This is a genomic window from Argonema galeatum A003/A1, from assembly GCF_023333595.1.
Taxonomy (GTDB): domain Bacteria; phylum Cyanobacteriota; class Cyanobacteriia; order Cyanobacteriales; family Aerosakkonemataceae; genus Argonema; species Argonema galeatum.
In genome coordinates this window covers 131,267-144,848 of the sequence record NZ_JAIQZM010000007.1, presented here as the reverse complement: position 1 = coordinate 144,848, position 13,582 = coordinate 131,267, and the positions used below count along the sequence as shown (strand labels likewise).

Annotated in this window: 10 protein-coding genes and 1 pseudogene; 6 read left to right on the top strand and 5 right to left on the bottom strand. The window is 44.3% G+C overall.

The window, feature by feature from the left end:
* Positions 1 to 172 precede the first annotated feature (172 nt).
* The 3 genes from LAY41_RS10205 to LAY41_RS10195 all read right to left on the bottom strand — a co-directional run bounded on the left by LAY41_RS10205 (position 173) and on the right by LAY41_RS10195 (position 3,617).
* On the bottom strand, positions 173 to 1,162 hold the full coding sequence (locus LAY41_RS10205; RefSeq protein ID WP_249097065.1) for a D-alanine--D-alanine ligase family protein: 990 nt from the start codon (positions 1,160 to 1,162) through the stop codon (positions 173 to 175).
* A 118-nt stretch (positions 1,163 to 1,280) separates the two neighbouring features.
* On the bottom strand, positions 1,281 to 2,282 hold the full coding sequence (locus tag LAY41_RS10200) for a D-alanine--D-alanine ligase family protein (protein WP_249097063.1): 1,002 nt from the start codon (positions 2,280 to 2,282) through the stop codon (positions 1,281 to 1,283).
* A 180-nt stretch (positions 2,283 to 2,462) separates the two neighbouring features.
* Positions 2,463 to 3,617: a KamA family radical SAM protein gene (locus tag LAY41_RS10195; protein WP_249097061.1), complete on the bottom strand. Its 1,155-nt coding sequence runs from the start codon at positions 3,615 to 3,617 to the stop codon at positions 2,463 to 2,465.
* Positions 3,618 to 3,714: 97 nt separating this feature from the next.
* Here LAY41_RS10195 and LAY41_RS10190 point away from each other — a divergent pair.
* The 4 genes and pseudogenes from LAY41_RS10190 to LAY41_RS10175 all read left to right on the top strand — a co-directional run.
* A pseudogene (locus tag LAY41_RS10190) lies at positions 3,715 to 4,337 on the top strand (transposase); the annotation flags it as partial.
* Between the two features lie 187 nt (positions 4,338 to 4,524).
* Complete coding sequence (locus tag LAY41_RS10185; protein WP_249097059.1) at positions 4,525 to 6,591, top strand: prolyl oligopeptidase family serine peptidase; 2,067 nt, start codon at positions 4,525 to 4,527, stop codon at positions 6,589 to 6,591.
* A gap of 299 nt (positions 6,592 to 6,890) precedes the next feature.
* Positions 6,891 to 8,513, top strand: coding sequence for a rhomboid family intramembrane serine protease (locus LAY41_RS10180; protein WP_249097058.1), 1,623 nt, complete (start codon positions 6,891 to 6,893; stop codon positions 8,511 to 8,513).
* A gap of 127 nt (positions 8,514 to 8,640) precedes the next feature.
* Positions 8,641 to 9,375 carry a sterol desaturase family protein gene (locus tag LAY41_RS10175; protein WP_249097057.1) on the top strand — a complete coding sequence of 245 codons (735 nt, stop codon included), beginning with the start codon at positions 8,641 to 8,643 and terminating at the stop codon, positions 9,373 to 9,375.
* Between the two features lie 57 nt (positions 9,376 to 9,432).
* On the opposite strand, the gene LAY41_RS10170 is transcribed toward LAY41_RS10175, so the two are convergent.
* Both LAY41_RS10170 and LAY41_RS10165 read right to left on the bottom strand, forming a co-directional pair.
* Positions 9,433 to 9,663 (bottom strand): hypothetical protein, encoded by a 231-nt coding sequence (locus tag LAY41_RS10170; protein WP_249097056.1) that lies wholly within the window; start codon positions 9,661 to 9,663, stop codon positions 9,433 to 9,435.
* 75 nt (positions 9,664 to 9,738) lie between these two features.
* Complete coding sequence (locus LAY41_RS10165) at positions 9,739 to 10,221, bottom strand: cupin domain-containing protein (RefSeq protein ID WP_249097055.1); 483 nt, start codon at positions 10,219 to 10,221, stop codon at positions 9,739 to 9,741.
* 250 nt (positions 10,222 to 10,471) lie between these two features.
* Between LAY41_RS10165 and LAY41_RS10160 the strand changes: the two genes are divergently transcribed.
* Complete coding sequence (locus LAY41_RS10160) at positions 10,472 to 11,815, top strand: AAA-like domain-containing protein (protein WP_249097054.1); 1,344 nt, start codon at positions 10,472 to 10,474, stop codon at positions 11,813 to 11,815.
* Between the two features lie 31 nt (positions 11,816 to 11,846).
* Positions 11,847 to 13,582, top strand: a 1,736-nt coding sequence (locus LAY41_RS10155) for an AAA-like domain-containing protein (protein ID WP_249097053.1), incomplete at its 3' end; no start/stop codon positions are given.

Below are 13,582 nucleotides of genomic sequence, written 5' to 3'. Positions count from 1 at the left end.
ACCTTTTCCCCAGCAATCAAGCGAAATTTATGATTTTTGTAAGAGACGACCATGAGCCATAGCTCATGAACGCGGGGATTATTGTCGCAATTTGACTCCTCACCCCTCACTTTCAAGACAGGTCTACTGAAGTCTCTTAATTTCATCAGGGGCATTCCTACTCGCCTACACCTCAACATTTGTATCTTTGCCATGCAGACTCGACTATTTCAGCAATTAGTTGCTTATATTCCCAACCACCAAGACGCGCCATAATTGGCAGATCTGATAAGATGTGGTTTATTCCCGGCAATGGGTTTAGCTCTAGAAAATGCAATTTACCATTAGCATCGCAACGCAGATCCATACGGGCGGCATCGCGACAACCAAGGGTATGATAGATATCCAATGCCAGTTGTCGCGCCTGTATTCCCAGCGGTTTGGTATCTGTTAGCAGGCGATAAGATACCCGTTCCAAGTACTCTTTTTTGTTGAGGGCGGTGTAGGCAGCAATTTCAGCCGTGTCATTAAAAATTACTTCCATCACGCCTACTACTTGTGTGGCGCTACCGTTACCAACTATACCCACGGTCACTTCTCGACCTGGGAGGAAGGTTTCTACAAGTACGGGCTGGTGGAATTGTTCGAGGAGTATTTGGCAGGTTTTAACTAACTCTTCAGGTGTTTTAACAAAAGAACTCCCGGTGATACCTTTAGAACTTCCTTCTGCTACAGGTTTGAGGAATAGTGGGAAAGGTAGGGAAACGGCTTGTGCTTCTGCGGTAGAGTTTACTACGGCAAACGCTGCTGTGGGCAGATTGCGATCGCGCACTACTCGCTTAGTCAGAGCCTTATCAAGGGTAAGGGCGCAGGTGAGGGGGTCGGAAAAGGTGTAGGGTTGAGTGAATAATTCGCAGACAGCCGGAACTTGTGCTTCGCGAGAGCGACCCTTTACTCCCTCAGCGATGTTGAAAACCAAATCCCAGCGATCGCCTTTTACCAACCGTAGGGCTAATTCTCTGCCATTGCCGATGCGTTCGACTTTGTGACCCAAACTCAAAAGCGCATTTTCTAACCCGCTGATGGTTTCTTCATCATCGAACTCCATCACATCCGTGGCGCTGAAACCGCTCTTAAGATAGTCGTCTTTGAGGTCGTAACACAGACCAACAAATAGCCCCATACTTTCCGATTTTTTCTTTTTAAATTTTTACAGGAATAGTGACGAGCGCACAAGTTCTTGTTCTATGAGCCTATTTGTAAAGTAATTTAAACAGGTGCTTACGCCTCTCGCTTACGCCTCAACATTTGTACCTTTGCCATGCAGACTCCACGATTTCATCAATCAGCTTTACATATGACATTCCAGCCCACTCCGCTGTAATTGGCAGCGTTGAGAACACAGGGTTTAGTCCTGGCAGTGGGTTAATCTCCAAGAAATAAAGAACGCCTGCCGCGTCGCAGCGCAGATCCAGACGAGCGACATCACGACAACTGAGGGCGTGGTAAGCTAACAAGGCTAGCTGCCGCGCCTGGGCTGCTAAAAGTTCCTCTTCTGTCACCGGGCGACAGAATACCCTTTCCCCATCCCCTTCCTTTTTCTGTTCCTTTTCAAGTGTAGTCAAGGCAGCCATTTCTGCTTTGTCTGTAAAAAGTATTTCCGTTACTCCTATTACCCGTGCTGTACTGCCGTTGCCGATGATGCCCACTGTGACTTCCTTTCCTGGGAGAAAAGTTTCTACGAGAACAGGTTGGTGGAACTGTTCGAGCAATTCTCGGCATACAGCGACAAGCTCCGAGCGTTCTTTAACCAGGGAACGCCGCGTTACCCCTTTAGAGCTGCCCTCCGCCACAGGCTTGAGAAACAGTGGCATGGGGAGCGACACAGCCGCTGCCTCCTCCAGCGTACTCACTACTTCAAACGGTGCTGTGGGTAAACCGCGATCGCGCACCACTCGCTTAGTCAGCGCCTTGTCTAGTGTCAGGGCGCAGGTGAGGGGGTCGGAAAAGGTATAGGGTTGAGCAAATAATTCGCACACCGCCGGGACTTGTGCTTCGCGAGAGCGACCCTTTACTCCCTCGGCGATATTGAAAATCAAATCCCAGCGATCGCCTGAAGCTAACCTTCGGGCTAATTCCCTGCCATTGCCGATGCGTTCGACTTTGTGACCCAAACTCAAAAGCGCATTTTCTAAACCGACGATGGTTTCTTCATCATCGAATTCCATCACCTCGGCAGCACTAAAACCGCTCTTGAGATAGCCTTCCTTAATGTCACAACACAAACCAATAAAAAGCCCCATACTGTCAGATTTTCTCTTGTTAATTTTTTCCTAATTTCTTCGAGGGGTCCCACTCGTTAAACACGCTGACTTTACTCATCTGTTTCTAGTAGCAGGGAATTTCCTTTTTAGAAAAACCTTTCAATCTGGCAACATCCGTAGTTAAGCTTGAAAAAAGTCCTCTAGTAGTAATACTCATTGCTACGCTGGATCTACGTAATTGTAAGTCTTGCCTTCCCAATTACGCACAACAGCTTTGCCGTTTTCGTACTCAACTAGAGTTTCAGCTTGAATGGGCACTTTGCCACCACCGCCTGGGGCATCTATCACATAGGTGGGTACGGCATATCCAGTAGTGTGACCGCGCAGTTTGGATATTAAATCGATGCCTGTTTGGACGCTTGTCCGCAGATGTGCAGTACCGACAACTGGGTCGCACTGGTAGAGATAGTAAGGTCGCACCCGCAGCTTAAGAAGACCGTGAAACAGATTCTTGAGTGCCTGTTCGGAGTCATTTACACCCTTGAGTAGCACCGTCTGACTGCCTAGAGGAATCCCACCATCAGCCAGCAAATCGCAAGCTTGCGCTACTTCCGGGGTAAGTTCCCGCACATGACAAAAGTGCAAGGATAGCCACACGCGATGCTTGCGAAGCAAAGCAACAAGTTCCGGTGTAATTCTCTGTGGCAAGAAACTTGGCACGCGGGAACCAATACGCACAAATTCAATGTGAGGAATGGCACGCAGTCGCCCCAGTAAGTTGTCTAAAGGTTCATCAGACATCAGCAGTGGATCGCCACCGGAAATTAGCACATCCCGCACTTCGGTATGTTCCTCTAGGTAGGCGATAATGGCATCTATCCGCCGCGTCACTGGGTTCATCTCGCCTTGGCTGACCAAACGCGATCGGGTACAGTAACGACAGTAGGCGGCGCAAGTGTCTAGGGCAAGCAGTAACACCCGATCGGGGTAGCGGTGTACCAGTCCCGGCACTGGGCTATCGTGGTCTTCGCCGCATGGGTCTACCATGTCTGCGGCATCGACTACCAGTTCTTCCTCCCGTGGCACCACCTGCAACCGCAGAGGGCAAAGGGGATCTTCCGGGTCAAGCAGCGACGCAAAGTGCGGTGTCACAGCTACAGCAAACTTTTCTGGGGCTATCAAAAGCCCCTGTTGTTCTGCGGGAGTGAGGCGCAGCAAATGTTGAAAGTGTTCCACCTTAGTTAATCGATGCCGCATCTGCCAGCGCCAGTCATTCCAGCGATTAGGGTCGTAAGATTCGCCAAAAATCTGGCAAATTTCCTCACGTTGAGATCTAGCTATCAGAGGTTGAGCGAGGACAGTGTTTTGTTTCATGATTTGTGATTTTTCTTTCTTACTTATAGCAACTGCCAAGGCCGTTATGGCATAGGCTGGAAGTAGTCCCTCGTCCTAAAAAGCGCTCGCTCAACCCATGCCAAAACCCTACAGTTACGGCCTTCGCTCTTATGGTCATTTAAGCTCTTGAGTTAGATGGTTTGAACAAAACTGAAGCCAGTCAACTGTTCAACATCAGTCGCAACACCATAGACTGATGGCTTCATCGGCAAGCCGAAACCGGGGATTGTCAGGCCAAACCGAATCAACCGCCAGGTAATGGTCATAAAATCACTTACTCTTAAAAATTCCGTAAATTTGCCAAAACTCATGGGGAAAAAAGCCTCTTTCGTGATGGCAAAACTATGGGAAGGGGAGATTAGCGATATTGCTCCGCAACACTACCGCGATCGCACTATATCACGGGCGTTAAAGAAAATGGGCTTCACTCGAAAAAAAAGACCTGTCGCTATCGTGAACGGGATGAAGAAAAACGACAGGCATTTTTAACGCAGTTGTCCCTGTAATCGAACAGTATTTGAAATTTGGTTGGAAAGTTATAATATCCCTCACTCACAATCGGACAGGTTGTGGTGATGGATAATGTCACTTTTCACACTCGTTGGGCGCATCTCGGAACTGATTCAGAATGCGGGCTGTAAACTGTTATACTTACCCCCTTATTCACCATATCTTCACAAAATTGAGCAATCTTGGTCTTGAATATTTCAAACAGTTTCAGTACGTAAATAAATATATTTTAGCACCAATTGACAAGTTTTGGCTAAGCAGTTCCTTCCAAATATCACCAAATGAAGAATGCGTAGCATCAAACCAGTGAAGTACGAACACTCAACAGCATCGCAAATCTAGCGCTACACTGGACAATGTTGCTATAACCTATGCTATGCCTTATTCAGATCGGCCCCTAACCTACCCTACCAGTCAAAAAGTTGATGTCGTTGACGACTATCACGGTACAACAGTATCCGACCACTATCGTTGGTTAGAAGACCCTGACTCCGATGAAACAAAAGCTTGGGTGGAAGCGCAAAACCAAGTCACATTTCAATATCTCAACGAAATTCCAGTCCGAGAAAAAATTAAGCAGCGTCTTACCCAACTCTGGGATTATGAAAAATATAGCATTCCCTTTAAAGAAGGTAACCGCTACTTCTATTTTAAAAATGATGGTTTGCAAAACCAAAGCGTACTTTATACCTTAACTTCTCTTGACGCCGAACCAAGGCTACTGCTAGATCCCAACAAACTTTCGGAAGATGGCACAGTTGCTCTCTCCGGTATATCGATTTGCGAAGATGGTAACTTAATGGCTTATGGTTTGTCTAGTTCCGGTTCTGATTGGCAAGAATGGAAACTCCGCGATGTGGAAACAGGGGAAGACAGACCGGATTGCTTAAAATGGATTAAGTTTTCCGGTGCTGATTGGACGCACGACAATCAAGGATTTTTTTACAGTCGCTACGATGAACCTAACGAAAAAACTAAATTTGAAGATGCTAATTACTTTCAAAAACTCTTCTACCATCGGATTGGAACACTTCAAGAAGAAGATATCCTTATCTATGACAGGCCCGATCGAAAAGAATGGGGATTTAGCGGTGGTGTTAGCGAAGATGGAAAATATTTGATTATCTCGGTTTGGCAGGGAACCGATCCAAAAAATCAGATTTTTTACAAAGATTTGACTAACCCAGATGCTGAAGTAATCGAACTAATCAACGAATTTGAAGCTAGCTACAGTTTCATCGACAATGATGGCTCAGTTTTCTGGTTCCGAACTGACTTAGAAGCACCACGAGGTAGAGTTATTGCAATAGACATCAGCAATCCTTCTCGCGATAATTGGCAAGAAATCATTCCCCAGGCAGAGGAAGTTTTAGAAGGTGTGGGTTTGCTCAACGATCGGTTTGTTGCTGATTACTTAAAAGATGCTCACACTCAAATCAAAATCTTCGATCTGAACGGCGCTTATGTCCGGGAAGTGGAGTTACCGGGAATCGGTTCTGCGGGTGGTTTTGGCGGTAAGCGTCACGACAGGGAAACTTTTTACAGCTACACAAGTTTTACGACACCAGCAACTATTTACCGCTACGATATGGTGAGCGGTGAAAGTACGCTTTTTCGTCAGCCGAATGTTGATTTAAATCCAGATGATTACGAGACAAAGCAGATATTTTACAGTAGCAAAGATGGCACAAAAGTGCCAATGTTTATCACTCACAAGAAAGGTTTGCAATTAGATGGGAATAATCCTACTTATCTGTACGGTTACGGCGGTTTTAATGTTTCGCTGACTCCCAGTTTTTCGGTTAGTCAATTGGTGTGGATGGAGTTGGGGGGAGTTTTGGCTATTGCCAATTTGCGCGGTGGTGGCGAGTACGGTGAAGATTGGCACCAAGCAGGAACTAAGCTGAAAAAGCAGAATGTTTTTGATGATTTTATTGGGGCGGCTGAGTGGCTGATTGCCAATGGGTATACTTCTCCTGCTAAACTGGCGATCGCAGGTGGCAGCAATGGGGGATTGTTGGTAGGTGCGTGCATGGCTCAGCGTCCCGATTTATTTGCGGCGGCGTTACCAGCTGTGGGGGTGATGGATATGTTGCGCTTCCATAAGTTTACGATCGGCTGGGCTTGGTGTTCTGAGTATGGTTCGGCTGACAATCCAGAGGAGTTTGAGGTGCTTTATGCTTACTCGCCTCTCCACAACCTCAAATCTGGCACGGCTTATCCGGCTACGATGATTACTACAGCCGATCGTGATGACCGGGTAGTACCCGCTCATAGTTTCAAGTTTGCAGCGGCTTTGCAGGCGGCGCAAGCTGGATCTGAGCCTGTTTTAATTCGCATTGAAACTAAGGCTGGTCACGGTGCTGGGAAGCCTACGGCTAAAATTATTGAGGAGGCGGCTGATAAGTGGGCTTTTTTGGTGCGGACTTTAGATGTAAGCTGACCCCACCCCCCTACCCCCTCCCCGTCCACAGGGAGGGGGGGGAAGAGAAGCGCCTCTCTTTACTTAGACTCGTTTCCAGGTGGCGGCGATATGCACCCTACGTATTGGCGGATTGCGATCGCAACTTGAAATATAGCAACCGCTCTCGTCGGTTGAGACATTCTGAATTCCTGAAACGTTGGCGGATTCTAAACCCTTCTGACCCTAGTCCCTAGCCCCTAGCCCCTAGTCCCTAGCTAGATGTGCGATATTAACAAGAATAGAGAATAGAGCTATCTGATTATAGGCTTTAATTTTGTATGGATCTTAATAGTTTGCTGCTCTGGATAATCGGATTTTGGTGCATTGTGCTACTGATCTGGTTGACACGAATTCCCTTTAACCAATTGCGTGGTTGGGTGATAGTTACCCTATTTATTTTGGCGGTAACAGGAGGGATATTTTACCTGAATCCTAACGTGGCTGGTTTGATTGGTGGCAGTCTGTGGATAATACTGATACTGCTTCCCCTCAATGGTATGAAAAAGGCTAGCCAATTGATTTCTGTGGGGCGCTACAGTGAAGCTAGCAAACTGATGAAACGCTTGCGCTGGCTGCATCCTGCTGATGGATGGCTCGAACAACCGGAATTATTACGGGCGCTGGAAATGGGGCAACGTGGCAATATGGCTGATGCGATGAAAATCTTGAATCGCTATCAGACTAATGCTACTCCGATCGGTCGAAGTGCCACGGTTTTACTTTATCGAATGGGGGCTCGTTGGGAAGAGTTACTGTTGTGGATACGTAATAATTTACCTGAAAAGGTGTTATTTAAAGACTCGACTGTGGTGTCTTACTACTTGCGAGCTTTAGGGGAAACGGGGGATTTGAATGGTTTGCTGCATGAGTTCGATCGCTTTGAATCTTTTTTAGAGAAGACGGGTGATGGGGCAGGGGTGAATACGGTGCGAATGTTTATTTTAGCATTTTGCGGTCAACCCGAACATTTGCAAAAATTGTTGTCAGGCCCGTTGGCGGCAATTTTTACCCAGAATATCAGCGAATTCTGGTTAGGAACTGCTGAAATGGCGGCAGGAAATCAGAATGTGGGTCGCGATCGACTGTTGGCTCTTTCTGATAGGGGCGATCTTGGTTTAGATAATGCGATCGCACTTCGCTTGTCCCAACCTCCCATCGCTCCCGAACAAGTCCTCACTGAGTCATCAAGAAAAATTCTCGCTCGTGTTGCCAATGAATTAAAACACGAAGGTCAATACGGCAGAGCAGTAATTTTAAACGGGAAGAAACTTTATGCTACTTATGTGCTTATTTTAATAAATTTACTCGTATTTGCTTTAGAAATTAAATCTGGAGGTAGTGAGAGCCTTGATGTTTTATTATATCATATGGGTGCCTTAGAACCGAAAGCATTTTGGGCTGGAGAATGGTGGCGGTTGGTGAACGCAACTTTTCTTCACGCAGGCTTTTTGCACTTGGGGATGAATATGATGGCTCTGTATGTTCTTGGTTCTTTTGTGGAACGCAGTCTAGGCATTTGGAGATACCTGATTTCCTACTTTGTGTGTGGGATAGGATCTATGTTGACGATCGCTATTTTAGCTAGATTTCTGCCCGCTCAGACGCTCGGTATATTGGCTAGATTTGTGCCTTCTCAAGATCAAATTACGGTGGGCGCATCTGGAGCTATTATGGGTTTGGTTGGCGTCATAGCAGCGATTATGTTGCGAGGCTGGCTGAGAGACAAATCCCGTGTTGCAGCTAAGGGTTTGCAAAGCATTTTATTTATTATTGGGCTGCAAGCTATTTTTGACTTAATAACTCCACAAGTTAGTATGCTTGGTCACAACTCCGGGCTAATAATAGGCTTTTTAATAGGTAGTTTGTTGCAGATTAACTGGCGAAGTAAGAGTTATAGCTAGGGGCTAGGGGCTAGGGGAGAGGGTTACAGAGTAAGAGATTGAAGGTCAAAGGTAAGAGTTGGAGTTATCCTAACCGATTTTCATCGGTTGCTGTAAGAATATAAAGGCTATTGCTATGGACGTTAAGTTGACCGCAATTTTAGGCAGTATTTTCCTATTTGGAATATTGGAAAATTTGTTTCCGTTTTTCCAATATAAGCAGAGCTTTTCTAGAAGAATGTCTCAGAATTTTGCTCTGGGGCTGCTGAATGCGATCGCAACAAGTTTAACAACAGTTTTACTGTTAAAATGGGTCTGGCAGCAAAACATTTGGTTAGGTTTATTTAAAGGAATTAAACCACTTTGGTTGGTTGGTATCTTATCTTTTTTAGTTCTGGATGTGTATCTCTATTTTTGGCATAGATTAATGCACACTTGGCCTATAGCGTGGCGATTTCATCGCGTGCATCATACTGAAATGTCGATGAATATTTCTACAGCTTATCGTTTTCACACTGTTGAGGTGCTTTTATCGAATTTGCCTAAGATATTTTTGGTTTGGCTGTTTGGTATCAGGCCAATTCATGCAGTAATCTATGAATTAGCATTTACAATCATTGTGGTTTTTCACCATAGCAATTGGCATCTTCCAGAGCGTGTAGATAAATTTTTAAGTTATTTTATCGTTACGCCTAACTATCATCGCTTGCATCATTCGCAAATAGTGAAAGAAACTAACTCTAATTATGCAAGTCTTCTCAGTGTATGGGACAGAATATTTAAAACTTTCGGCTATAGCATAAATCCGCAAGCTATCAAAATAGGTTTAGAGGAAGAACCCAGAGAACTCAACTTTGTGAAGTTGTTGAAATTGCCGTTTTAAGCTAAATTGTCTTTGGGTAATAGGCTGGGTGGGGATTTTTTTTACCACCCAGATGGTTTAAAATTTCACAGACGAAGAATGGTTTGGGCTTTCGATCGGTGAAGTTTCTTGTTTGCCAGCACAACCGACCAGCAATGCTAGAATTAGAGCGATCGCCACAACTATTAACAGCATACTCAAATTGTTAGATTGATTAATGTAGCGTTCGCGATCGCACTTCAAACAAACATAATGATCTGGGTCGCGAGAATCTTGCACCCAAGGGCAGTATAATTGATTACAACTCATTGGGATATCTCCTTGGTATGGGGTTATGAGCCTGGGTTTGAAAACCCAGGCTGATGAAACTTAAGCGTGTTCGCATCAATCCTCGACAAATAAGATCGGCTCAGGGCGACCAAACGCATAGAAGTGAATGGACACGGAAAGTCGCTCGAAGGGATTTGCCAAGGAATGAATTTGCCAGGATGGAGTTGTTGTCACTCCCATTTCACCAACCTCGGCTTTTTTGAAGGTGAAAAATTTGCTGCCGGAAACGTGATACAGTCGAGCAATCAACTTGCCCAAAAGTACGATCGTTATGTTCCAACAGTGATAGTGGTCGTGCCGTTCTGACCAGGATTTTGGTAGCCAGAAGCACAAGACAATTTCTCCCAAAGAACTGGAATGAATTGTCACCCACCAGTAATTCACATTTTCGTTAAACTTAACCCGATCTAAAATGCTGGGATCTGATTTGAGCAGCAAACGCAGGATTCGCGCTCCCAGCTTTAGCTGGCGGGATGGCGTGACCATCAGTGCGGCGATCGTTTCTGTGAGGAACGGTGTTTCTAAGCTTTTTTTCATGACTGCGTGTAGATTGGAATGAGAGCATCAAAATCGTTATGCTTTCTATTCTTCAACCAATCTCATAAAAGTAAAAGTTGAAAAAATCGGAACATCTTTAGGTCGATTTGAATGGAATGTAGGAAAATGTATGATTCCACTATATAGATTGCACCAAAAATATGAAAAAATACGATATTATATTAAATATCGTTGACAAGTACGCTTTGCTGTATAATAGCAAATATAAATATTGATTCTGTATAAAACTATGAACTCAGAAGCAGAATTCACCTGTGATGAAGCTATAAAAGTTGCAAATGCCGTTCTTTTCCAAACATACGAGAAGCATCTAACTGATATGGAAGTAAACGTGCTAAAGGGTGCTTGGAATAATTATAGTTATGAAAAAATTGCCGAAGAATGTGGATATTCTGAACCTTACATCAGAGGTAATATTGGTAAAGATTTATGGGATAGGCTATCAAAAACTTTAGGAGAGGAGGTTAAAAAAACTAATTTCAAAGAACCGCTGAAAAGGGAATGGGAAAAGCAATCATCCTCGGAAGATAATCGGAAACCAGGATTAGCATATCCAGAGGGTTCAGTACCTCTCGATTCACCATATTATATTGAACGTCCCGGCGTTGAATCTAAATGTTATGACGCAATTTTACAACCGGGATCTCTGATTCAGATTCAAGCACCGAAGCAAATGGGTAAAACTTCGCTACTAAATCGAATTATCGCTCATGCAGAAAGCAAAGGTTATCGCACAGCGCGATTAAATTTTCTAGATGCGGATGCGGCAAACTTTGGCAATTTAAATAATTTTTTGGGCTGGTTTTCTGCTAATATTACTTCCCTGCTAGAATTGCCAGATTTGATAGGTGATTATTGGAAATTAGCGGCGATAATTGGCAGTAAATTAAGCTGCAAAAGCTACTTTAAAAGACATTTGTTGCAGCAAATAGAAAGTCCGTTAGTTTTGGCATTAGATGAAGCAGATCGAATTTTACAATATCCCGAAATTTCCCAAGATTTTTTTGATATGTTGCGAAGTTGGTATGAGGAAGCTAATAATAAGGATATCTGGAAAAAATTGCGGTTGGTGGTGGTGCATTCCACTGAAGATTACGGTAAATTAGATATTAATAAATCGCCGTTTAATGTCGGTTTGCAGATCGAATTAAACGAGTTTACCTCGGAACAAGTGCAGAGTTTAGTTAAACAGCATCAACTGGATTTAATCGAAGGGGAAAATTTTACATCTCTCAGGGAATTGGTGGGAGGACATCCCTATTTAGTGCGGTTAGCATTATATTATCTTGCACGTCAGGAGGTGACGCTGGAAAAGTTATTGCAAGATGCGCCAACCGATGCGGGTATTTATCGCCATCATCTGCACCGACATTGGGAAATTATATCAAAAAATACCTTGCTGGCAGAGGCATTTAAACAGGTTATTAATGCTGATAAACCAGTGCAATTAGAAACAACGCTAGCTTATAAATTATACAGCATGGGCTTAATTAAGCAGCAAGGTAATTATTGTAGTTCAAGGTGCAAATTGTATCGGCGCTATTTTCTAGAACGCTTGGTAAATCAGGCTTAAGAAACTGGATTTTTACGCAAAAACCCGGTTTATGAAACAGTTAGGAGGAACTATGTCAACTTATAAATATAAAGTCGGGGGAAGTTTAGAAGCAAATGACCCTAGTTATGTGAGGCGAAAAGCAGACGAAAACCTTTATAATGGGTTAAAATCTGGCGATTTTTGTTATGTGTTGAACTCGCGACAGATGGGTAAGTCTAGTTTGCGGGTACGCACGATGAAACGGTTGCAAGCAGAAGGGATAAGCTGTGCTTCAATTGATATTACGATGATGGGTAGCGATTCTCTAACGCCGGAGATTTGGTATGGGGGAATCGCATTTGCTTTATTAGATAGTTTCCCTCTTTTGGATAAGATTGATTTTAAGGCTTGGTGGCAAAGATATCAGTTTTTGCCACCAGTGCAACGGGTAAATGAGTTGCTGAAAAATGTCCTCTTGCGCGAAGTGTCTGTAAATATTGTAATTTTTATTGATGAAATTGATAGTATTTTAAAGATTAAGTTTAAAGATGATTTTTTTGCCTTTATTCGCGCTTGCTATAATCAGCGAGTTAATAATCCCGAATACAAGCGATTGACCTTTTGTTTGTTGGGAGTCGCGACGCCTTCAGATTTGATTCAAGACAGACAGCGAACGCCATTTAATATTGGTTGTGCGATTCAGTTGACTGGGTTTAGTTTCAATGAAGCAAAGTTATCTTTAACGGCGGGATTGGCAGAAAAAGTAGATGATGCGGAAAGGGTTTTGCAACAGATATTGGATTGGACGGGTGGACAACCTTTTCTGACGCAGAAGTTGTGTAACTTGGTGGTGGAAAAGGCGGAAGATAGAAAGGCGAATGTTAAAAAATTGGTGCAAAGGTATATTATCGAAAATTGGGAAGGACAGGATTATCCGGAACATTTGCGGACTATTCGAGATCGGATTTTGAAGAATGAGGAACGCGCTGGTAGATTGTTGGGATTGTATCAGCAAGTTTTAGAGAGAAACCCGGTCTATTCGGAGAAACCGGGTTTCTTGGGTGGTTTCTCGCCAGATGAAGAAATCGAATTGCAGCTATCCGGTTTGGTGGTAAAAAAAAATGGGAAGTTGCAAGTTTATAACCAAATTTATCAGCAAGTTTTTAATCGCGATTGGGTAGAAGGGGAATTAGCTAACCTGCGTCTTTATAGTGAGGCGATTACTGCTTGGTTAGCATCGAAGCGAGAGGATACATCGCGACTGCTGCGCGGAGAAGCATTGGGGGAAGCTTTGCAGTGGAAAGTGGGTAAAAGTTTGAGTGTGGAAGATAATGATTTTTTAGATGCGAGTCAACAATTTGCCTATAAGGAATCAGAACAGGCGAGACAAATTTTAGAGGAGGCGAATCGGGAAGCAAAGCAACTAATTGCAGAAGCGAAGGAAGGGACGAAAATAGAACTCGCTGGCGTGAGGGCGTTGCAATTGTTTGAGTCGAAAACTGGGAAAATCGAAGCTTTGTTGGCGGCGATGGAGGCGGGACAAGACTTGCAGAAATTGGTGCGGGGTCGCCGCTTGTTGGATTATCCCGCTACCAGTCCTCTGTTGGCGTTGCAGCAGATTCTCCTGTCTATCCGCGAACGCAATCAATTTAGCGGACATCAAGGCGGGGTAAGGAGTGTCTGCTTTAGTCCGAATGGGGAATATCTGGCGACTGCATCGGATGACAGAACTGCTAAGTTGTGGGATTTGGCGGGTAATCAAATTGCTGAATTTAGCGGTCATCAAGGCGGGGTAAGGAGTGTCTG

Excerpts from the sequence above, each read along its gene's own strand:
- LAY41_RS10205 (WP_249097065.1), bottom strand. The coding sequence starts at position 1,162 with ATGGGGCTATTTGTTGGTCTGTGTTACGACCTCAAAGACGACTATCTT.
- LAY41_RS10200 (WP_249097063.1), bottom strand. The coding sequence starts at position 2,282 with ATGGGGCTTTTTATTGGTTTGTGTTGTGACATTAAGGAAGGCTATCTC.
- LAY41_RS10195 (WP_249097061.1), bottom strand. The coding sequence starts at position 3,617 with ATGAAACAAAACACTGTCCTCGCTCAACCTCTGATAGCTAGATCTCAA.
- LAY41_RS10185 (WP_249097059.1), top strand. The coding sequence starts at position 4,525 with ATGCCTTATTCAGATCGGCCCCTAACCTACCCTACCAGTCAAAAAGTT.
- LAY41_RS10180 (WP_249097058.1), top strand. The coding sequence starts at position 6,891 with ATGGATCTTAATAGTTTGCTGCTCTGGATAATCGGATTTTGGTGCATT.
- LAY41_RS10170 (WP_249097056.1), bottom strand. The coding sequence starts at position 9,663 with ATGAGTTGTAATCAATTATACTGCCCTTGGGTGCAAGATTCTCGCGAC.
- LAY41_RS10165 (WP_249097055.1), bottom strand. The coding sequence starts at position 10,221 with ATGAAAAAAAGCTTAGAAACACCGTTCCTCACAGAAACGATCGCCGCA.
- LAY41_RS10160 (WP_249097054.1), top strand. The coding sequence starts at position 10,472 with ATGAACTCAGAAGCAGAATTCACCTGTGATGAAGCTATAAAAGTTGCA.